The sequence below is a fragment of the Leptospirillum ferrooxidans C2-3 genome (assembly GCF_000284315.1).
Lineage (GTDB): Bacteria > Nitrospirota > Leptospirillia > Leptospirillales > Leptospirillaceae > Leptospirillum > Leptospirillum ferrooxidans.
In genome coordinates, this window is sequence record NC_017094.1 from 2,353,970 (window position 1) to 2,375,028 (window position 21,059).

Here is a 21,059-nt window from a genome sequence, read left to right on the forward strand (position 1 = left end):
AACGGGGATTTGCCCAATGATTAAAAAAGTCCTGAAACCGGTTCTCTCCCTTCTCCTGGCAACGGCCCTGTTTATCCTGGTGTGGCTTTTTGGCTCCTATGAACACTGGCCCATATGGCTTTCCCTTTTATCCGGCGCCATCGTAGTGCTTGTCTCCTTCTCCGGACGCCGGATCGTCGGGTTCATCCAAAAAACGGCCTCCCAGCAAAAGCTCCGTGCTTCCGCCAATCTGGACAAGAAATCAGAGCGGCTTCTTTCGATCGGAAGCCTCTGGAAAAAAGCCATCTCCACCGCCCGGGGATCGGCCGGGAGAAAGAGCGGGAACCCGATCTCCACCCTGCCGCTGTTCCTTGTTCTGGGCGGGGGTACAACAGGAAAGACCACCCTTCTGGCCAATGCGAACGTCCCGATCCGCTTCAGGAACGTCTCTCCCCAAATCGATCCGCCCCCCACCGAAACCATCGAGTTTTTCTTCGAGGACAAGGCGATCCTTCTGGACACTTCGGGACGTTACGTCAATCCCGAGCAGACCGCCGACATCAATGAGGAATGGGATCTGATCACAAGACTTCTTTTAAAAACGCGCCAGAGAGAATCCCTGAGCGGCGTGATCGTGACCATTTCCGTCGAAGATCTCTGGAGCTCCGACAGCACAAAGCTTGCCCGGATCTCCCAGAACATCCGGCAGAGGATCGACTCCCTGATGCGGACCACCAACATCCGCTTTCCCGTATACATCATGGTCACCAAGCTCGATCTTCTGTCGGGATTTGGCCATTTTGTCTCGTCGCTCCCGAAGCCCCGGACCGATGAAATCCTGGGATATCTTTCAAAACCGGAAGAGCAGTGGGACCAGACGCTTGAGTCCTCCCTCGACAGGCTGTCCGGAGAGATCCGCGAGATCCTCTTTTCCAGGAGCGATGCCGGAACAGACTCCTCCGAGGCTCTCGTGTTCCCGCTCGAAATCCAGGCCCTCAAGCCCCTTCTCACCCCCTTTATCAAGGGACTGTTCGAAGCCTCACCCTATCTCGAGCTTCCGGTCTTCCGGGGGGTTTTCCTTTCAAGCGGAACGATCCGCGGAGCCCGGTTCTCCTCGATTCTTGGCGATGAAGGCGGAATACGAAAAGAACAACCCGTTGAAATTCTCGAGCCCAACTCCCGGGTTGCCCTCAAATCCGACCAGAGCACCCTGGAGCTGGGGAACGGAAACCAGGCCGGCGCCCGACCGGCCTCGATGATCTCCGGAGGTTCTCCCAAAAAAGCACCACCCTTCACCATGGGCGTTTTCCTCAAGGATTTCTTTACGGACCTTCTGCCCTCCGACCGCTCCCAGGTCATTCCACTGGGTCTTTTGGCCCGATGGAGACGCTTTTCCTCGAATATCCTCCTTGTGAGCTGGTACGGATTCAATCTTCTTCTGGGACTTTATTTTTCCTATTCGTTTTACGTGACCTACCATACCGTCAAAACGCTTTCCGCCCGGGAGCCCGGAGAAATCCGGATCGGAGGAGATTTTCACCAGAATCTGGAAAACCTCGAGGGTTACCGGAGCCTGATCGACTGGATGGCGGGAAAGGATCGATCGATCCTCTTTCACCTTCTCGCTTTTTCCGGACAGGTGGGGGTGATTGAAGACCGGATGAAGGAGCGATTCACCGACCTGTTTTCAAGGGCGGTCCTTCCCGAGATGAATGCGACGCTCCGGGCCAAAATCCGGGAGCTTTTAAACGATGATCCCAAAAATCAGCTGGCCGACTATGCCGAAATCCTGGTCCGGAGAATCAATCTCATCAGGGACCGGGAAAACCGGATGGGATACGACGATCTGAAGCGGCAACCCCAGCCGGGAACACTGGACCTCGCCACCATCGATCCGACCATCTCTCCCCAGGAAGCCCGGCACTTCGCCGATCTCTATCTGGCCTACACCGCATGGGTTCCGGCCGAAGCCATCGGCCCCAGCAAGGACCTTCTCCAGTCCCTCCTTCTGGAGGTCGAACAGACCGTTCCCGACTTCACATGGCTTGTCGACTGGGTCAACACCCAGAACTTGCAAAATGTCACTCTGGCAACCTTCTGGAAGGGAACCGCCACCCCCAAACATGGCCGGACCATTCCGGCTGCCTACACAAACACCGGCATGAGACGGATCTTCGAATTTCTCACCGAGGTCCAGGCGGCAAGTCCGCCAAACTTCCCCATCGCCTTGCATGAACAATCCTTCCTGGCCTGGTACAGGATCCGAAAGGAAGAGGCATGGCTCGGTTTTCTCCAGTCCTTCCAGGACGGCGAGTCGACCCTCTCCGACGCCATTGCCTGGAAGGGTTTCTTCCAGAGCCTTCCGACACCCCAAAATCCCTACATCCTCCTTGCAAACCGGATGTCGGAGGAATTTCCGGCGAGCCAGGACAACCAGCACGAACGCTGGCAGGATCTTCTCCGAAGGATCCTCAGGATTGAAAACGCCAGACCCCAGTCGGGTCTGGTCTCCCGTATCCGGGGATACGCCGGCATCCTCGACGCGTCCGGCTCCACCGGAACCCATCATGGGGCCAAACGGGGACAGAGATACTTCGTTTCCATGATCGATGCGAGCAAGGCCTATACCCGGTTTTCCCAGGATCTCTCCCAGGCGGTGGGAGACGGGCTAAAGGGACAGGGACACGCCCTGGGTCTGACCGCGGCCTATTTCTCCTTCAGCCATCGTTCCAAAAATAAAAAACCCGTCCTGATCGATCTCGGAGATGCCCTCTCCAGCATGAAAGAGAACCTGATCTCGAGCTCGGATCCCAAGGAAATTCTCGTCTGGGAGCTGGTGTCCGGCCAGTTTTCAAGCGCCCTTGATTTTCTCGACCGGGAAGCGGCCTGCGAGATCAACGATCGCTGGGTCGCCGATGTCGTCTCTCCCGCCCAGGCCTCTCTCACGTCGAAAGAGCTCAATCATTTTCTTCTGGGAGCGGGAGGAAGCATCCCCGCCTTCATGGAGAAAACCATGAAACCCTTTGTCATGCGGGGCGCAAACGGCTACAGGCTCATCACGAAAGACGGAGCCGGAGTCGCCGTATCACCAGAATTTCTGGTCTTCATCAACACGGCCATCTCGGGACGGCGATCGCTGGAACTGGCGATGAAAGAGACCGAACTCGAAAGCAAGAAACAGCATCTCGATCTCGTCACCCTGAGGCAGTCCCTTCAGAAACAAGATCAGGACGACTCCAGAAAGATCCTCATGATGACCAAAAAACAGTTCCCGGTGGTGTTAAAGGCCCTTCCGACGGACGTGAACAGCCAGAGTCTTTCGAAGCCCTACCTGACACGTCTGACACTTTCCTGCGCGGAAAAGACGCATGTGCTCAACAATTTCAACCTTCCGGTCCGGAGCTCCTGGACATGGTCCCCCCTTGTCTGCGGAAGGACGACCCTCGATATCCGCATCGGAAAACTCACCGTGAGCCGGAGCTATCCGGGACCCAACGGTTTCGCCCATTTTCTGGAAGCCTTCTATCAGGGCCGATTGAGGCTGACACCCCAGGACTTCCCTCTCTACAAGGACGCCCTCGTCAACCTCCATGTGACCCACCTTGATGTCCGTTTCCGGTTCAAGGGAGCGCATGCTCTCCTGTCCAGCTACAAGCAGGGCCAGCTGGCCCAGGCCTCCCAGGACAGGATCCGGAACAAGATCAGGAAAATCGACTCGGAGCTCTCGATTCTCGACCAGAATGACCTCGAGCACCAGCAGGAATCTTTAAAAGACAGGCCCTTCGCCAGCGACAAGATCCCCGTGAGAATCTCAAACTGCTTCCCGGGAGAACAAAACGCGTCATCACAACCGGAGGCGCCATCTCATGACAACCTGTAGCATGGGGAAATCCCAAAAACAAACCGTGAAAGGGCTCATCAGAAAATGAACCTTGAATCGATCAGAGAACTTGGCAAAAAGGCGATCCCCGGAGAGTTCCCTGCCGGTCGCGATGTTCGGGAGCTTGAGGGCTTTCTGGCTCTTCAGGCGGAAATCGACCGAAGCCAGTCCATCTCCGCGTCAGGAGCGGTCGACTGGAAAAAGGTCCAGAAACTCTCCGAAGAGCTTCTCGACAGGGAGGGAAAAGACCTTCTGGTCGCCTGCTACCTTTCCGTCGCCCTGACCCGAACCGGGGGTCCCCCCGGTTTTCTGGCCGGCCTCAAGGTCATGGCCGACCTCGTCGAAGACTATTGGGAAACCCTTTTTCCACCCCTGAAAAGACTGCGGGGAAGACGGAACGCCATTTCCTGGTGGCTCGAACAGCAAAAGGAAATCCTTCCGAAGCTGGACAATCCTCCACTGTCTCCCCGGGAGATGGCCGATGGCCGGGAGGTCGCCCGTCGATTGAACCGGACATTGGGAGACAAAGACCCTGAAGGCCCCCTTCTGAGCCCTGTCATTGCCCTTTTGGACGCCCTTCCCGTCCTGGAGCCAGAGCCTCTCCAGGAGATAAAGGAGGCTGTCCCCCCCGAGAGTTCAGCTCCCTCTCCGGAACCTTTGGAACCCGTGTCCCGTCAGGAGGAGCCGATCGCTATCCCGGAGGAAGAACCGGAAGACACTCTGGAGCGGATCTATGTGGCCATGAAAATCGTTTCGGAAAATCTTCTGGCCGGGGATCCCACCGATTTCCGGATTTATCGTACTTCCAGAATGTCCCTGTGGGACCCGATCTCCGTTCTCCCCGACTCCCAGGATCGGGTCACCCGCATTCCCCCTCCTCCCCATCCCCTTCAGTCCGCACTGGAATCCGTTCTCGCCTCGGGCAGTCCCGAAGACCTGATCGCCTTTTCGGAAACCCAGCAACCGGTTTACCCCTTCTGGCTGGATCTGTCCTTCCACGAGGCCATGGCGCTTGAAAAGATGGGCGAATCCGGCCAACAGGCCGCTCTTGCCCTCAAGGGAGAGATCTCCTTCCTGTTAAAACGGCTTTCCGGAATCGAATCACTCTCTTTCTCGGACAACACTCCCTTCCTTTCTCCCGAAGGCAAAAAATGGCTTGAATCTCTCCACATGGGCGATCAGCCCCCCGGAGGGGGGGAGACGTTGGCTTCATCAGCGCTTTTCGAGCCGGTGCGGCTGATGATTGGCGATGGACGACATGAAGAAGCGGCCAGACGATTTGAGGAGATCCGGAAAAAGGCACCTTCGGCCCGGATCCGGCTTCACCTGGATACGGAGTTTTTGATGGAGATCGCCGGAAGGGGTCGCGATTTCCCCGTTGAAATATTTGCGCTTTCCCTCCTCCGGGAGAGCGACCGGATCGATCTCGACCTTTGGGAACCGGAGCTCTCCAAAAGGGTTCTCCCGCTCCTCTACCGGATCTTTTCGCAAAGTGAAGAGGACGAGCTCCAGAAGGAAGCCGGCCACCTGATGCGCCGTCTAGTCGCTCTGGACATCTCCAGTGCCATCGTAACATTCCAGAAGAGATGAGCATCACAGAACCGGATCGAGTATCCAGGTAAAATGGCTGTCCATACTGTTCAAAACAGCGTGAACCTTTAATAGAGAAAATCCTTGAGGGGGTGAGAATGGCCATCATGACATCTGGCAAAGAGCCAGACAGCCCAAAAGAATATGATGAAATGGCACGGGAGCTGTTCCTGTCCAGGAGAATGGATTTCTACCGTGAACTCGGACGTCTTCTGAGAATGAGGACCGACATGAGTCTTCCGGACCTTATCGGAGTTCTCGAAGCCACGGGCAAATATCCCCGCGGGATTCTCCACAATATCGCCAAGAAACTTCGGGACGGAGAAACCTCCTTTTCCGGAGCCATCCGGGAATGGGCTCCCCTTCGCGACTCGGTCATTCTCAATCTCTCGGACAAACGATCCTGTCCGCTTGAGTCGGCACTGGATTTCCTGGTGGATCTTCCGGAATAGCCTGATCGTCTCCATTTTCAGGACAATCCCTTCAGGGCAATCCGGATTCCCCCGAAGGTTCCTGAACATTCTGGGAGATCCTGAAGGCCTGTTCCCAATCTGGCGCCCTCCCGATCTCGGGAAGATGCTCGAGAATCTCCCGGACCTTCAGGATATCTCCCGGAACAATCCGGGAAAGAGACAGGACAGCCTTCAGCGCCAGCCCGTACGCCCCGCTCGAAATGGCCCTGTCGAGCGCTTCACCATAGAGAGCTCTCGACAGCTCGGAGCGATGGGGTTCGATCATGAGACGGGCCTCGCCTTCAAGCCGGAGAAGCTCCGGGTCAAGAATGCTGATTCCCGTTGAAACAGCTGCCCTTCTTCCTTCCTGAAGAGCGATGAGCGCCCGTTCGGGATTCTTTGCCCGAATGGCTCCGTCGGCCTCGAACAGGCTGTATAGGGGGGCATAACCAGGAAGATCCTTCATGATCACCTGTTTTGCATCCCGCATCATGTCGCACCCTTTCTCGCTCCCCTTGGACCAACCGATGGAAAAGAGAGCCGAGTGCACCCACAACTCAAAACCATGTGTTTCTGACAGGGATCGCAACCTTCTCGAAACCGCATCCGCCTTTTCGGACTCACCTGAAAAGAAATGGATGAGAGTCATGGAGGACAGGGAGAGGCACAAGGAGAGCGGATGACCAAGATCCGTCGACCGCCCGATCGCCCGGGATGCCCAGCTTTCCGCTTCCCCTGACCTCCCCTGAAGGCAGTAGACCCGGGAAAGGTCGCACATCAGCCCGACGACCGGCTCCTCCGCATAGGGAGAAAGATCCGGCTTGCTCGCAAGGTCGTAGAATCCGGCGGCCTCTGAAAGCCCGTCCTTCAAAGACCTCTCCGACTCGTCAAGCTTTCCAGTCCAGGAAAACGTATTCCCCAAAACATGGCTCGCCCGGACCCGATCTTCCCAAAGCCCGCTTTTCCGGCTATGGATCATGAGATTCCGGGCCCAGGGCAACGCTTCCGCCGGTCCAAACCGGGTGATCGCGCTGGCCCACATGGCGTAGAGTAGAGGGAATGTCCGGAAAGAAGGTCCGACCATGTCGCACAACTCGAATGCACTTCTGTAGATCGCATCGATCCGGTCCGATCCATAGCCGTGAAGCACCCGGCAGACCGGTCCGATGACGAGGAGAATCTCGAGCTCCCTTTCCCGGGACTTCTCCGAGCGATCGCTTCTGACGATTTCAAGGGCCTTTTCCAGACGGGCTCCGGCTTCCTGGATCGCCCCCATCGCAATTGCCCGCTTGGCGGCGCGAACCAGGACCGGAAGAACCTCCTCGAACATTCCGGCTTTTTCCATATGTTCTGCCAGACAATCCGGTTCCTGTTCGACCCGGTCGGAGAATTGTTCCCTCAAAACATCGACCGTCCGTCGATGGATCAACATCCGCCGTGAATCCGGCAAGGAGCGGAGGATCGCATCCCGCAAAATCCCGTGACGAAAACTCAAGACCGACTCAGGATCCTCCCCGCTCCTGATCAGAATCCCCTTTCCGAAAAGGGTGTTGAGTCCACACTCCCATCTTGGAACTTGTTGGCCCGGATGCAGTGAAGAGGCCACCCGCCCGAAGAGATCCTTCGGAAACTCCCTTCCGAGACAGGCAGCAATCTGGGCCAGTTCCTTATGCTCGCCCAGATCATCGATTCGGGAAGAAAGGAGTTCCATCGTATTGGGGGAAAAATCCGATGTTTGAACACTCGATGACCGGATGGCCATCCGGACATACTCCTCGAGAAAGAGTGGCACGCCGGAGCCCAGCGATACCAGCTCCCGGACCTTCTCCGGAGGCAGGGCGTCGGAAGAGATCGCCCCGATGAACTTCCGGCTCTCCTCTGGGTCGAGGGGTAGAAGTTCGATCTGACAGTCCGGATCATCGAAGGAGAGATTCCGGAGAGCGGACCCTGTCCTGGAAACCATCAGGACCATCAGACGACCGGAAGAAATCGTCCCGAGCAATTTCCGGATCATGGCGATGGTCAGTTGATCGGCCCATGGGCAATCCTCGACGATCAGAAGAACCGGCGAGTTGCGGACCCTGACCGACAGAAGGTCCACCATGAGATTTTCAACCAGGACAGAAACCTTCCCCGGAGACAGTGGCGGGAGATGATCAGACCAGTGTCCCTCTCCAAGAACAAATCGGAGGAAGGCGGGAAGATCCTCCTCCACCGGCCGCCCCATGGACAGGAGATATTTTTCGGCAGCATACCGGATCTCATCCGCTGTCTTTTTAGGGTTCAGGCTCAAAAACGTCCGGAAAAAGCGGGTCAAGGGGAACCAGGGAATCATTTGACATTCGGGGAAACAATAGAGCTCCCGGACCACAGCCGATTGACCGAGAGAGCGGACAAGAGCATGAACGAGGCGTGATTTTCCGATCCCCGCCTCTCCTGTCACCCAGACGACTTTTTTCTCCCCCCGGAGGACCTGCCGCCAAAGTTTCAGAAGGATTCCAAGCTCCTTCTCCCGCCCGACAAAGAGCTCTCCGAACGAAGGACCTTCCGATTCTCCCAGGATCCTGTGGAGGGTGACAGGATTTTTTCCGTTTACAAACAGCCTCTCTCCCTCCGATTCGGAGATGAAAAAGGATCGGATACTCCCGATCGTCCCTTCCGTTGCCAGGGTCTCCCCAGGACCGGCTTCATCGGCGACCAGTGTGGCCATCCGGGTCGCCTCCCCCAAAACATCAGGGAGCCCTCTTGCCAGATCGCAAACAATCTCTCCGGTATGAATCCCCATCCTGACAGGGGGAAAGGGAGAATCGGAGGTCCGGACTTTTTCCAGTATTCCAAGGGCTGTCCGTACAGCTTGCCGGGCGGAATTTTCCTGGGAGGACGGAAAACCGAAGTACGAAAACCATGCAGATCCATGAAACGGAGCGACCCAGCCGCCATTCTTCACGGAAAGGTCCGAAAACAGCTCCCGGCATTTGCCAATCTGCAGAAGCAGATCCTGAAGGTCCTCGCGATTTTCCGGTTCCACCTGAAGACACAGGATGGTTGCCTGACGGGACTCGGGTCCCTCGACGGAAGGGGCATCGGGCGTAACCACCGGCGTCGTTCCGGAAAGGAGACCCTTGAGGTAAAGAACCCGGCTCCTTACCCCCTCCCGGACTTCCCGGATCCATGTTTCATAAGCCGGCAAATGGGGAAGCGTTGTGCTTTCCAGAAAATCTCCACGATATTCGGAAAGGCAAGAGGTGATTCTCTCATGGCATCTGTTGCAGGAGGACGGTTCGTGAAGGGTGTCACACTCCCGGAAAGGCTTGTTCTCCATCAGTCTCGCGAGGTCGACCGGATCGGGATCCCATCCGGACAGCTCCCACCAGACACAAAACCGGTCGCAATCCATCACACCCAATCCCTGGAAGCGCTTTTTCAGGATATAAATTGTGCTGTTGAGGTTCTGTCGTCCCGATCGCTCATCCATTTCCGGCCAGAGCAGACCAATCAGGTCGGATCGCTTGTGACGCCTGCGCTCGACCGCCAGATACAAGAAAAGGGCGGTCGGCTTGTCGAACAGCGACCCTGCCAGGGATCGTCCCCGAAAGAACAGTTCTGGAGAACCCAGTACCCGAACATCAAGCTGTCCCTGTTTTTGGCGAATCCTCCCCATCGGGGCCATCTCTCCCTCTTATGAAACGCTCATCAACGACCCGCCACTAAACGTTGTCTACCCTCAGAGAACAAACCGGCGGCCACTCACCCCACGGATGAATCAAGGGGCTTAAGCGACGCATTCGGCCAGCATGTTCATGATCAGGTGGATGAGCACATCCTTGTCTTTCGGATCCGATTCCGCCACCAGAAGAGCCAACGCGGCAAGCCCCACATCGTTGACGACCGGAGTTCCGTCCTCCTTTATCAAACGGCCATTCCTGTTTAAAAAGTCCAGGAAGAGGAGTGCGGCGCTCCGTTTGTTGCCGTCCGAAAAGGGGTGGTTCTTGATGACGAAGTACAGAAGATGGGCGGCCCTGGCCTCAACCGTTGGATACGCGGGCTGTCCGAAGACACTCTGCTCCAGATTGCCCAGGATGGACAGGAAGCCGTCTCCGCGCTCCTGTCCAAAGAGATTTCCGGCCTCTCCCCGCTTGATGAGCTCGCCCTTCAACAAGGCGATGCTCTGTCTGGCCTCTTCCGGAGTTGGCAATACCCCACCCTCCTGCCCTGAAGGTTCCGACAGCAATCCTTCGTCATATCGCTCAAGCCAGAGGAAGGTGCGGGTGTAGCGGGTGACAACATCCAGAAGTCCCTTCCCGGACTCCGTTGACAGGGCCGGACTTTCGGCAGTCTTCCGGATCAGAAGCAATGCCTTTTCCAGCTCGCGGGCGTTGTCTTCGAACCTCTTCTGGTTCAGGGTGTATCCCTGTAGAAGATGTTTCTTGAGAACCCCGGTCGACCACTGGCGAAACTGTACGCCTTTCTTTGAATTGACCCGGTACCCGACCGAAATAATGGCATCGAGGTTGTAGTGTTTGATCTGGCGCGTCACATGACGGCGGCCTTCCAGACGAACAACCGAGGATTCCTCGGTTGTTGCCTCCTCATCAAGCTCCCCTTCGGAATAAATCTTCTTGAGATGGAGTCCGATATTATCAGGACTGGTATCAAACAGCAGAGACATTTGCTTCTGGCTTAACCAGACATTGTCCCGATCCACTGTGACCTCAATCGAACCACGGTCCGATTGGTAAATAACAACATCCTTCATTCAGTAACCTCTCCGATCCGTTCCGGGATCTTCTCGTCCGTCCCGAAGGATTGATCACCACCGTGGCCAGGGAGACGGAGGAGATTCGCAAAATTCCTTCTCTGGTGGCGGCATTCTTAAAAAACACCTAGCGCCCCAAAAAAGCCCAAGATAGAAAGGAGGCCCCAACTCCATATCACTCAGCAAATCGCAACGATCGGTCCATTTTCAAATAACGGATTTTTATCTTATCACCAATTTTCCCTGATGACCATAATGTTTGGATCGCACATCCCCTTACGTTCATTCATTTTCTTATTGATGATCAATTGATGAACAATTGATAGACGTTTCTTTTCATAGCTCAGGAGAAGGATTAGCCTGTTTCTATCGATGTGTTGCCGGCGCCTCTTCTTCACCCACCGAAACACCCGGAAAATGTCTTCCGAAACAGCACATCCAGGATAAACAAGCCTTTTTAACAGCCACCAGTGGTCACTCAACAGATTCGACAGGAAAATCGTTCCTCAAAGAGGTTCCGTCTTGAACGCTGGTTCCATCTCCGAAAATCATCCCGAGATCAGTCTCCAGCTTCTCGGAGCCCCTACCATAACCACAGGGAAGGATCCGTCCAGACGGCTCCTCCCGAACCTCTGCATCATGCTCGCGCTCCGGATTCTTCTCACGGCGCCCCACCGTTTCCGCCGGACCGAACTGGCCCAAACCCTCTGGCCGGACTCGCAAGATCCCATGAACAACATGAGGCAGCTTCTCTTCCGGATGAAATCGATGCCAGAAGAGATCTCGGAACTGATCGAAACGGACAGGGAGATGATCCTCGTCAAGAATCCGGAAAAGATCCTCATTGATCTCCATTCCTTCCAGTTTCCCTTCCGCTGTCAGCCTCCCCACCCGCCCGATGCGTGTCCGGCCTGTTTTGACGATCTTGAGCACTCTCTCTCCCTTTACAGGGGTCCATTTTTGGAAGGATGGGAGCTCTCCGGATCCGAGCCTTTCGACGACTGGGCCATCGGAATCAGGGACCAGATGGAGACACTCGCGCTCAACAGGCTAAAGAAAGTCCTCAAGCACTATAAAAATCAGGGAGACATCCAGAAAGCCCTTTTTCATGCCCGCTCGATGGCCTCCGTCAATATCGACCAGGAACCCTTTCAGGCCGAACTGTTCACATCTCTTGAAGAGGCCGGATGCCAGGAAGAGATCCTGGAGCGATTCAAGGAGATCAGGAGCCGTTGTCGCGATCTTTTCGGAATCGAGCCGGACGATCGCATTCGTCAGATTTACGAAAGAGCGATCAACGGCAAGGGGCTCATCACGTCCGTCCCTCTCAGAAAAACCGAGCCCCTACTGGAATGGCGGCCCATGATCTATCTGGCCATTGCCGTTTCTTTCCTGAGCGTGGAGGATCCTGACGAGCAATTTGGATGGGTGGAGAGGGTCATCGAAATCTCCCACACATTGATCGAACACTATGGAGGAATACCCGCACAACATTTTGGAACCCTTATCGTGGGCACCTTCGGACATCCTCATATCCGGGAGCAGATGTCCATCCATGCCCTTTTATGTGCTCTTGGCATCAGAAATAAAGTCGACGCGATCGCTGCATCCGGACAAGGTCTTTCAGTCTGCATCGGCATTCACGGAGAACCGGCCATCGTAGCGGACAAAAACACATCGGTCAGTCTGGCCGGAAATGCCATCAAAACAGCCATCAGTCTGGCGGAGAACGGAAAACACTCGGAGGTTCTGGCAACAGGGCAAGCCCTCGAGAGAACCCACGGCCATGTGCTGAGCCATCCGGTTCCGGACAGTCCCGACGGAACGCCTCCCCACCGGACTTATCGGGTTATTTCCTCCATCGATGTCCGGCAACGTTTTAGGGAGATCGATGGAGAATCAAAACCCCCTTTTGTCGGCCGGGAAACAGAGCTTTACCGGTTGACGGAGATCTGGGAACGGGTTCTCCAGAGCCAGTGCGCAATCTTCGGAATCAGAGGGGAGAAGGGGATGGGGAAATCCCGTCTTCTTTGCCATTTCCTCAAAAAAACCCAGACCGGCCCGGTCTTGGTCCGGACGATTTTTTGCCGGCCGGAAACCCAGGGATCCCCCTTTTTTCCGATGGCAGATGAGATCCGGGAATCCTTTGCCGTGGGCAAGCTTCTCGATCAAAAAACCCTGGAAAAGATGTTTGACGCCGTCGGGATCAGAAGCCCCTACAGGCATCGCCTGGGAAAGGTCCTCTCCCAGATTCTGGAGGTTCCCCTGGAGAGCAGCGGAGAAAATACCCCGATTCCCAAGGAAGAGCTGTATCAGGAGGCTATAGAGCTGTTCACCCGTTTCATGCTCCTTCGGCCAGACAAGACACCGCTCATTCTTGCCATTGAGGACATCCACTGGGGTGACCCCTACACCCTCCGGATCCTGAAACGGATCGGAGTTGCCCCACCGGCGGCCCCATTCCTTCTGCTCTTTACCAGCCGGGATACAGCTGATCGCTCCGGAGTGGATTTCTGGAGGGTAGAGCATGTCCTTTTAGGACCGCTTCCGTCCCGGGACATCCGGACATTTCTTGAGGAAATGGACCACCAGGGACAGCTTGGCCCCGAGATCATGGGGAAAATCGAGAAGGACTCCGACGGGATCCCCCTCTTTGTCGAAGAGCTGGTCCGATATTATCAAAATACCCCGAACACCCATTCGCTTCATCCTTGCCAACTTCCCGGCACACTCGAAGACTTTCTCGCCCACAAGCTCCATTCAACAGGGGAAAACCGATTCCTTCTGGGAAAGGCCGCCGTTCTGGGAGAGTCTTTTACACGCGAGCTCCTCCTCCCCCTCTGTTCGGAGGAAGAAAAAAAGAACCTCGATTCCCGTCTTGAGGGGCTCATCCAGTCCAAAATCCTCAAATTCACGGAGGTTGACGGACACATCCTTTACTCTTTCAGCAATACCTTGCTGAGGTACAGGGCCTATCAGACATTGACAGATCGCAGAAGACGAGAACTCCACCGCCGGACCCTCCATCTTCTGGAGTCCCGGGAGACCCCATTCTCCCATGACCCTGAAAAGGAGATCCATTTTCACCGGAAAATGTCAGAACACCAAGGCCGCCGTTCACCGATATGAAAGAAGGGATGCTTTCCCATCCATCAAATGGTTTCTGGCTTGAGAAGCCTGAAGCCATTATCTGTCGGGTTGATCTTTCTGGACGTGTTTTCCGAGAATCGTTCCCCTTCTTTCCGGCCCCGCCAGAATAAAAAGACCAATCAGCAAGGCTGATAAACCCGCAACCGACATCAGCGCCATGTCGAGCCGCCCCCCCAACCGGACCGACAGGGCGGACTGGATCGTGGCATTTGCCGAGGCCAGAAGATTCCCCACCTGATAGACGAGACCCGGAAAGATCCCCCTGATTCCCGACGGAGAAATCTCGTTCAGATAGACCGGGACCACCCCCCATGCCCCCTGGACGAAAAACTGCATCCAGAAAGCTCCGAGGGCAATGACCAGAAGTCCATGGGAACTCCCCCAGAAGGGGGTGCATAAAAGCGCCATCACCGCCGCCATGAAGATCGCCCGCCTGCGCCCCACCCGCTCCGACAGGGTGCCGAGCGTCAACCCTCCAAGGATTGCCCCGATGTTGTAAAGGACAGCGATCCCCCCCACCTCATGGGGGGACAGATGGTGAACTCCCTCCAGAAAACTCGGATACAGGTCCTGGGTCCCATGGCTCAGAAAGTTGAAGGCTGTCATGAGACAAATGGCAAACACCACGGTTTTCCAGTGAACAGAAAAGATCTCCCGGAAATCCGGAAACGCTCCTCCCCCTTTTTCCACAACATGGGATTCCGGAATGTTTTTTCGGATATACAAGACCAGAAAGGCCGGAAGAATAGCCAGCATCAAAAGCCCCCGCCACCCGGTGAGAGGATAGATAAACGCATAGGCCAAAGAGGCCAGAAGATAGCCGGACGGGTAACCCGCCTGCAGGATCCCGGAGACAAACCCCCGGGCAGCCGGTGGAACGCTTTCCATGACCAAAGCGGAACCGGCGCCCCACTCTCCCCCCATGGCAATGCCAAAAAACGCCCGGAGAAGAAAGAAAAGGCCAAGAGAGGGAGCCAGCGCCGAAAAAAATCCAAAAACCGAATAGGCCATGACAACCGCCATGAGGACAGGCCGACGTCCATAACGGTCCGAGAGGATCCCGAAGAAAAGGGCTCCGACAGGACGCGTCGCAAGGGTCAGGAAGATGGCGAGCGTCACCTCGGTCATGGAGGAATGAAAGGTTGCCGCGACATCCTTCAGCACAAAGATCAACAGGAAAAAATCAAAGGCATCAAGCGCCCATCCCAAAAATCCCGCAAGAACCACCCGGCGATGGGCAGGTGCGAGATGCTTCAGGTCACTAAAAAACATCATGAGAACACCCTCGCTGTCCAAACTGCCAAAAGGAAAAAGGATCAAGGACTTTTATTCTGACCGTTGCCGCATCCTAAAATCCATCATAAAAGGGCTTTCTCTCGCACCGAAGCTGTGCAAAGATATTTCAGGGCCCGATCTTTGGGCCACGGGATCAGCTGCCATGCGCTTTAACCCATTAGACCATTCCCAAAATCCCACACAAAGGGAGGATCCCATGGAAGAGGATGAAGACGATGGATTTTCAGGGCTTCGTTTCGGAGAAATGGATGAGGACAAGATCGACTGGTCGGTTGACCCACCGGAGGATCCCGATGATGAGCCCTCCGAACGCACTCCGCGATCCATCATCTCCGCACTGGGATATGATCCCCTGTCCATGGACGATGACGGGGAAGACGACGATTTCCCGATGGATGAAGACAACCTCGGGACGGATCTTCCCCTTGAGGACGAAGAAGACGAGCTCTGACGACAAACTCTCTCAAGACAAAATCTTACGCTTGCGCCCTGACCATCTTTCGAGCAACCGGCAGGCATTCTGGCCGGTATCAGACGATCGGGGAGGGTTTTGATCCCTTTCTCGAAAATCGGTTATTCTGATCCTGTTTCCTCAAGAAATCCTTGTCCATCATTTTTCCAGGAGTCCTTTGCATGCAAAAACAGTTGAGAATCGGTTTTGTGGGACTCGGACGCATGGGACTCAATATGGCCCGGAATCTGTTCGACCGGGGCTACCCGATCACACAAGTCCATGACGTCAACAGGCTTCATGCCGAAAAAGCCGCATCGGAGCTGGGCTCCACAGCAGCCAAGACACTCGGGGAGGTGACAGACGGCGCTGACGTCGTCATCACCGTCGTGGGAAATGACTCCGACATGGACCGGATCTTCTCCGAAACGGGGGATTCCCTTCTTTCGGGATCTTCCGGAAAAATCTTTTTGAACTGTGCCACCGTTCTTCCCAAAACCCACATCGAAACCGAACGCAGATGCCGGAAAGCCGGAGCAAAATCGCTCGAGGTCTCCATGGCCGGCTCCATTCCACAGGCACGGAGCGGATCGCTGTTCCTGATCGTAGGCGGAGAGAAAGAGACCATTGATCGCATCCTTCCTCTTCTCGAAGACCTCTCCTCTTCAATCGTTCTCATGGGACCCGTCGGTCAGGCCGCCAGGATGAAGGCTCTGGTCAACATGGTCATGAACATCAACACCGCTGGGCTGGCCGAAGGTCTGGGGCTCGCCGATGCCCTTGGCCTCGACCTGACGCTCGTCAGGGAGGTCTTCTCCAAAACCGGCGCCATGTCGCGCGTTCTGGAAACTGACGGAGCCGACATGCAAAACAGGGACCATGAGGTCTATTTTTCCGCCTCCCATGCGGCAAAGGATGCCCATATCGCAATCGAGCTCGCCCATGAGGCGAATCTCTCCCTCCCATTGGCCGAAGCCACCGCCATGCAGTATGATCGTATGGTTCGCATGGGACTCGGAGAGCTTGACAAGTCCGGCATTTCAGAGCTGACATTTCGGGAAAGAACTCCCGACAGGGCAGAGAACCGTCCCTGAAAACCCAAACCTCCAGCAAAGAAAGGAAGATCAATGGCAGAAAAGCACACCCCGGAAACGATCGTTCCCATCATTCCGTCCGGAACAGCCGGTCCTTTGGGAATTCTTCACCTTCCAAGACTCTGGACCAAACTGACACTGGGAAACGCTGGACTTCTTCCTGAAGACTATCATTATTGCGGACAGGGGTTCGACCAGTTGACCATCTCCAATCTGGGGCTCGACAAGGATTCCCTTTTGGCTTTTGTCAAGGAGAAGAAACCCACCTATGTCCAGTTTGAGGAGTATGTCAAAAAGCACGGAAAAACCGATGCCCAGACCATCACGATCCACAACGAGGCCATTCGGGGATATATCCATGCTCCGGACCTGGCCAAAAAGATGAGAGAAGAGCTTGGCGTCACCGACGAAACACTCTCCCACGCCGTGGCGCTCAACATGCTTGATGACCTTGCCCTTCTTCACCGCAAGGTAAACCAGAACCGATAAAGCCATTTTTCCTTATATCATTGCTCACCAGCCGGTGGACGCATCCTGTAACCGCGTCCACCGGAATTCTGTTGTCTTAAAATCCTGACATGCCGGATCATGTGATTCTGCTCGTTTTCGTGAACTCGCAGAATGGGGCAAATCGATTTACAAGGATTTACGGTTCGTTTTTATTTTGAGAGAGAGTTGGTTTCAGGCCCTCTCCCTTATTTTTTGCCCCGAAAAGAAGACTCCGTCGAAAAGCCGGTCTTACCCCAGGCAGCGAGGATCATTCCACTATGACCATACGATGGCTAACAGCACTTCAGCAAGACTAAAGTACGGGTCAAGAATCGTCCGAGCCCCTGATAGGAATTCTTTCTTTCCGGTCCAGCAGAATCAGGCAGAGCAAAGCATTCAGGAAGAGACTTTGGTGGACATTGCCTCGCGAGATGAAGACCGGCAGGATTTGTCGTCGATTGACACCGGTCAAACCCCTCTTCCCTATCAAAAAAGATCAGGCCAAAGCCACCGACCAGAACAAGCAGAGGGCTTTCTTTCTGGCAGATTCGACTCATACACGTTTTGCCGTTTTCCCGACATAAAGGTTATGGATTCTTCTCGGGAAACAGCAACCATCTCACATGAAAACATCTCACGTTGCAGAAAAATCGTATCAGTGATACTTATAGAAAATCCTCAAGATTCCTGAATCGCCAGCGGTCCCCCAGGAGATTATCCACTCCATCCCGCTTGGTGAAAAGCGCACATCCTGATGAAAGGATTGGCATTGCCTCCATCCGCATCGGCTGAAAGTCACCAGGTATTCAAAGAGCTTCGCCTTTCAGGGCTATGGCTCATCTGGGCCCTGGCCCTGATGGCAGGCCTCTATGGCTTTCTGTCGATCGAGCGCGCCGCCATCACTCAAAAAACTCTCGAAATCGCCCGCTTCACCGATGCGGTCGTCTTCCTTGAAAAGATCAACGACACCCTGACACTCGACTCCATCTCAAGAACCACTCTTCCTGGGGTTTTGTGGACCCGCTATCGCGACGGCCTGTTATCGCAAGGAGAAACGGTCCTGTCCACCATGACAAACAATGATGATTTTCTTTCCGGAAAAAAACGGGCCGTCCTCCTAGAGACCTCCTCCCTTTTCGACCATTTCCGGAAAGAGATCATCTCTTCCGGCCCCGTTTCCGATCTCGTCAATACAGATCACCGATTGATGGTTTTATCTACCGAACTTTCCGGATGGGCGACAAACCAACGGACTACCTTCTTCCAGAAAATCCGGCTTTTGGACTTTGAAAGGACCATCATCATCCTTGCCACAACCTTGGGCGGACTCATTTACCTGTACCAGAAGAGCCGGCTCCATCGGAAAATCACACGGCAGAACCGTTTCCATCAAGCCCTTTCCCGAATCGACCAACTCATCCTGACATTGCCCGACATGGATCACCTCCTTCCCGAAGCCTGCCAGATCGTCGTCGAGGAAGGAGGTCTCCTCCTGGCTCGCTTCATCAAGATGGACCCTTTGTCCGGAGAAGGAACCGTCCTCACCCATTTTGGAAACGCCACAGAGAATTTCATCCGTCGAAAACACTCAAGCGACCCCGCCAATCCGGAGAAGAATCCCCTCTGGACAGAGCTTTTGGAGAAAAAACAGACGATCGTCTGGAATCAATTAGAGGAGCAGATCAAGAATCCCTCCCTTCTTCAGACTCTCCGGGAAAATGGCATCCTGTCCATAGCAGCTTCTCCTGTTTTACTGGACAGGGACATGTTCGGAGCATTGATCGTTTATTCGAACCAACAAGATTATTTCGATCCGGAACTCATAAAGTTGGTCGATGTTCTCACCCAAAATATCACTTTTGCAATCGAAAACCGAAGAAAAGATGACGAAAGAGCGCTCCGGGAAGAGGAGGTGTCAAGACTTTCCCTGTTCGACTCCCTCACCGGTCTTCCCAATCGCAGACTCTTTCAGGACAGGCTGAACCAGACCATCAATCGCCATCTTCGATCCAAAGGACGGTTCGGAGTGGGGATTCTGGATCTTGACGGATTCAAGCTGGTGAACGATCGTCTGGGCCACCAATCAGGAGACGAACTTCTCGTGAAAGTCTCCGAGCGCCTGAGAGGAGTGCTTCGGGGAACAGACACCCTCGCAAGGCTCGGAGGAGATGAGTTCGGAATCATCTTTTCAGACCTGGAAGGAGAAAAAGAAGCCGCCATCTTCGATCGGGTCATCGCCTCCCTCGCACTTCCGATCCCGCTGGGAAAAGAGCTCGCAACGGTCGGCGGAAGCCTTGGAATCACGATCATTCCTCCCGATGAAGGAGGTGACGAAAGTCTGATCAAGCATGCGGATCTCGCCATGTATGTGGTCAAGGAACATGGGAAGAATGGCTGGGAGGTCTTTCAGCCGATCATGTCCAGATCTCTCGAAAATGCCCATCGGATGAAGGAAGAGCTCGCCAGGTCCTTCAAGGAAAAACGGTTTTCCATTGATTACCAGCCCCAGGTTGAAATGACCTCGGGAAAGATCGAGGGAATGGAAGCACTGCTCCGATGGAACCACCCCGACCGGGGACAGATGAAATCAGAAGAATTTATCGGCGTTCTGGAAGGCTGTGATCTCATTATCGACGTAGAACGATGGGTTCTGGAGGAGATTCTCTCCCATATTCCGATCTGGGCCAAGCAAAATATCTGCCCCAGGGTCCGGATGAATGTCAGTAGCCGACATCTCCTCTCGGGAAGCTTTATCGAAGATCTCCGGTCGGCCTTTTCACACCACCCCGACATTCGCCCACAATCCCTCGAACTCGACGTTTCTGAAACCAGATCCTTTCAGGAAATCCGGAAGGTCAAAGAGGTCTTCGATGAATGCAGGCGCTTCGGAGTCGCCATCACCATCAGCCATATCGGAACAGATCATGGATCCCTTTCCTACATCCAGACACTTGGAATAGACCGGGTGTCGATCGATCAGAAATTTGTCCGAAAACTTCCCAAAAGCCCCCAGGATATGGCCATCGTCGCGAGTCTTGTCACCTCAGCTCAACTCTTGCTCATCGATGTGATCGGAGAAGGAATCGAAACCGAAGAAGAAGGCCATCTTCTTCTCAAATGGGGATGCCGGATCGGTCAGGGGTTCGCGATCGCGCACCCCATGTCCGCGGAAAACATTCCAGAATGGCACAGACAGTATCAACCCTTTGAGTCATGGACCAAATGGAACAAGGTTCCATGGGAACCGAAAGACTATCCCCTTCTGATGGCCAAGGAAGCGGCTCGTGTTTTTTATGAAAACTTCATCTCTGGAATCGGAATTCCCGGTGAAACAAGAGTTGAGTGGATCGACTCCCACCGTTGCCTCCAGGGGAGGTGGATCGACGGAAACGGAGCTCTCCGTTATGGAGACACAAAAGAATTCAGAGAGTACAAAGAGGCTCACGAATCTCTTCACGAGCATATCCGCCAAGCCATTTCAGCCCGGGACAGGGAAGACCATCCAGCATTCGAGGCGCTCAAAAGCGCAATCAGGGAAATCAATCAGGACCTCATCAGAAGAATTGACCGGATCTGGAATCTGGACCAAGGCTGACACAACGCCGCAAAGAAGGATTCCGGTCAAAAGACAAACCAGATGATCTCCAAGAGGAAGATTTTTCTATTCTCTGGTTTAAAAGAGTCCCCCGTCTTTGAAGATGACCGGTTTCTGAGGCCGATCTTGTGAAAACAGGCTTATTTTTTTCCAAGACAAAGCGAGTGACAGAAAGCAAATCCTGACAGAAAAATCCTGTCGACCGTTCGGGGAATTGTCCCCTCTAACGGTCCTGATCAAAGAAGACTCCTTAGTCTCTGGACCCGGAAAGCCGAGCCCGGAATTCTTCACTTCAATCCCCGCCGCAACCCTTCGATTCGGGGGGCT

At 54.6% G+C, this 21,059-nt stretch carries 11 protein-coding genes; 8 read left to right on the forward strand and 3 right to left on the reverse strand.

Annotated features, from left to right (window positions below; translation table 11 throughout):
* The first annotated feature begins 16 nt into the window (after nucleotides 1-16).
* From LFE_RS11765 to LFE_RS11775, 3 genes are all read left to right on the forward strand, one after another.
* Entirely contained in the window at nucleotides 17-3,859 is a 3,843-nt protein-coding gene (locus tag LFE_RS11765) for a type VI secretion protein IcmF/TssM N-terminal domain-containing protein (protein ID WP_014450444.1), read from the forward strand.
* Between the two features lie 45 nt (nucleotides 3,860-3,904).
* A complete protein-coding gene (gene tssA, locus LFE_RS11770) occupies nucleotides 3,905-5,449 on the forward strand; it encodes a type VI secretion system protein TssA (RefSeq protein WP_014450445.1) in 1,545 nt (514 codons plus the stop codon).
* Nucleotides 5,450-5,547: 98 nt separating this feature from the next.
* Nucleotides 5,548-5,901 carry a hypothetical protein gene (locus LFE_RS11775; RefSeq protein ID WP_014450446.1) on the forward strand — a complete coding sequence of 118 codons (354 nt, stop codon included), beginning with the start codon at nucleotides 5,548-5,550 and terminating at the stop codon, nucleotides 5,899-5,901.
* Between the two features lie 31 nt (nucleotides 5,902-5,932).
* Here LFE_RS11775 and LFE_RS11780 read toward each other — a convergent pair whose 3' ends face one another.
* Nucleotides 5,933-9,571, reverse strand: a complete 3,639-nt coding sequence (locus tag LFE_RS11780; RefSeq protein WP_014450447.1) for an ATP-binding protein — start codon at nucleotides 9,569-9,571, stop codon at nucleotides 5,933-5,935.
* 102 nt (nucleotides 9,572-9,673) lie between these two features.
* Complete coding sequence (rhuM, locus tag LFE_RS11785; protein ID WP_014450448.1) at nucleotides 9,674-10,657, reverse strand: virulence protein RhuM/Fic/DOC family protein; 984 nt, start codon at nucleotides 10,655-10,657, stop codon at nucleotides 9,674-9,676.
* A 522-nt stretch (nucleotides 10,658-11,179) separates the two neighbouring features.
* On the opposite strand from rhuM, the gene LFE_RS11800 reads away from it, so the two are divergent.
* Nucleotides 11,180-13,786 (forward strand): AAA family ATPase, encoded by a 2,607-nt coding sequence (locus LFE_RS11800; protein WP_081495432.1) that lies wholly within the window; start codon nucleotides 11,180-11,182, stop codon nucleotides 13,784-13,786.
* 57 nt (nucleotides 13,787-13,843) lie between these two features.
* On the opposite strand, the gene LFE_RS11805 is transcribed toward LFE_RS11800, so the two are convergent.
* Entirely contained in the window at nucleotides 13,844-15,082 is a 1,239-nt protein-coding gene (locus tag LFE_RS11805) for an MFS transporter (protein ID WP_014450451.1), read from the reverse strand.
* 217 nt (nucleotides 15,083-15,299) lie between these two features.
* Between LFE_RS11805 and LFE_RS14005 the strand changes: the two genes are divergently transcribed.
* The 4 genes from LFE_RS14005 (at nucleotide 15,300) to LFE_RS13325 (ending at nucleotide 20,732) form a co-directional block, all read left to right on the forward strand.
* Nucleotides 15,300-15,554 (forward strand): hypothetical protein, encoded by a 255-nt coding sequence (locus LFE_RS14005; RefSeq protein WP_014450452.1) that lies wholly within the window; start codon nucleotides 15,300-15,302, stop codon nucleotides 15,552-15,554.
* Between the two features lie 182 nt (nucleotides 15,555-15,736).
* Entirely contained in the window at nucleotides 15,737-16,648 is a 912-nt protein-coding gene (locus LFE_RS11815) for an NAD(P)-dependent oxidoreductase (RefSeq protein ID WP_014450453.1), read from the forward strand.
* A gap of 33 nt (nucleotides 16,649-16,681) precedes the next feature.
* Nucleotides 16,682-17,137 (forward strand): DUF5069 domain-containing protein, encoded by a 456-nt coding sequence (locus tag LFE_RS11820; RefSeq protein WP_014450454.1) that lies wholly within the window; start codon nucleotides 16,682-16,684, stop codon nucleotides 17,135-17,137.
* Nucleotides 17,138-17,891: 754 nt separating this feature from the next.
* Nucleotides 17,892-20,732, forward strand: a complete 2,841-nt coding sequence (locus tag LFE_RS13325) for an EAL domain-containing protein (protein ID WP_081495434.1) — start codon at nucleotides 17,892-17,894, stop codon at nucleotides 20,730-20,732.
* The last annotated feature ends 327 nt before the right edge of the window (nucleotides 20,733-21,059 follow it).

Excerpts from the sequence above, each read along its gene's own strand:
- LFE_RS11765 (WP_014450444.1), top strand. The coding sequence starts at position 17 with ATGATTAAAAAAGTCCTGAAACCGGTTCTCTCCCTTCTCCTGGCAACG.
- tssA (WP_014450445.1), top strand. The coding sequence starts at position 3,905 with ATGAACCTTGAATCGATCAGAGAACTTGGCAAAAAGGCGATCCCCGGA.
- LFE_RS11805 (WP_014450451.1), bottom strand. The coding sequence starts at position 15,082 with ATGATGTTTTTTAGTGACCTGAAGCATCTCGCACCTGCCCATCGCCGG.
- LFE_RS11820 (WP_014450454.1), top strand. The coding sequence starts at position 16,682 with ATGGCAGAAAAGCACACCCCGGAAACGATCGTTCCCATCATTCCGTCC.
- LFE_RS11815 (WP_014450453.1), top strand. The coding sequence starts at position 15,737 with ATGCAAAAACAGTTGAGAATCGGTTTTGTGGGACTCGGACGCATGGGA.
- LFE_RS11780 (WP_014450447.1), bottom strand. The coding sequence starts at position 9,571 with ATGGCCCCGATGGGGAGGATTCGCCAAAAACAGGGACAGCTTGATGTT.
- LFE_RS13325 (WP_081495434.1), top strand. The coding sequence starts at position 17,892 with ATGAAAGGATTGGCATTGCCTCCATCCGCATCGGCTGAAAGTCACCAG.
- rhuM (WP_014450448.1), bottom strand. The coding sequence starts at position 10,657 with ATGAAGGATGTTGTTATTTACCAATCGGACCGTGGTTCGATTGAGGTC.
- LFE_RS11775 (WP_014450446.1), top strand. The coding sequence starts at position 5,548 with ATGGCCATCATGACATCTGGCAAAGAGCCAGACAGCCCAAAAGAATAT.
- LFE_RS14005 (WP_014450452.1), top strand. The coding sequence starts at position 15,300 with ATGGAAGAGGATGAAGACGATGGATTTTCAGGGCTTCGTTTCGGAGAA.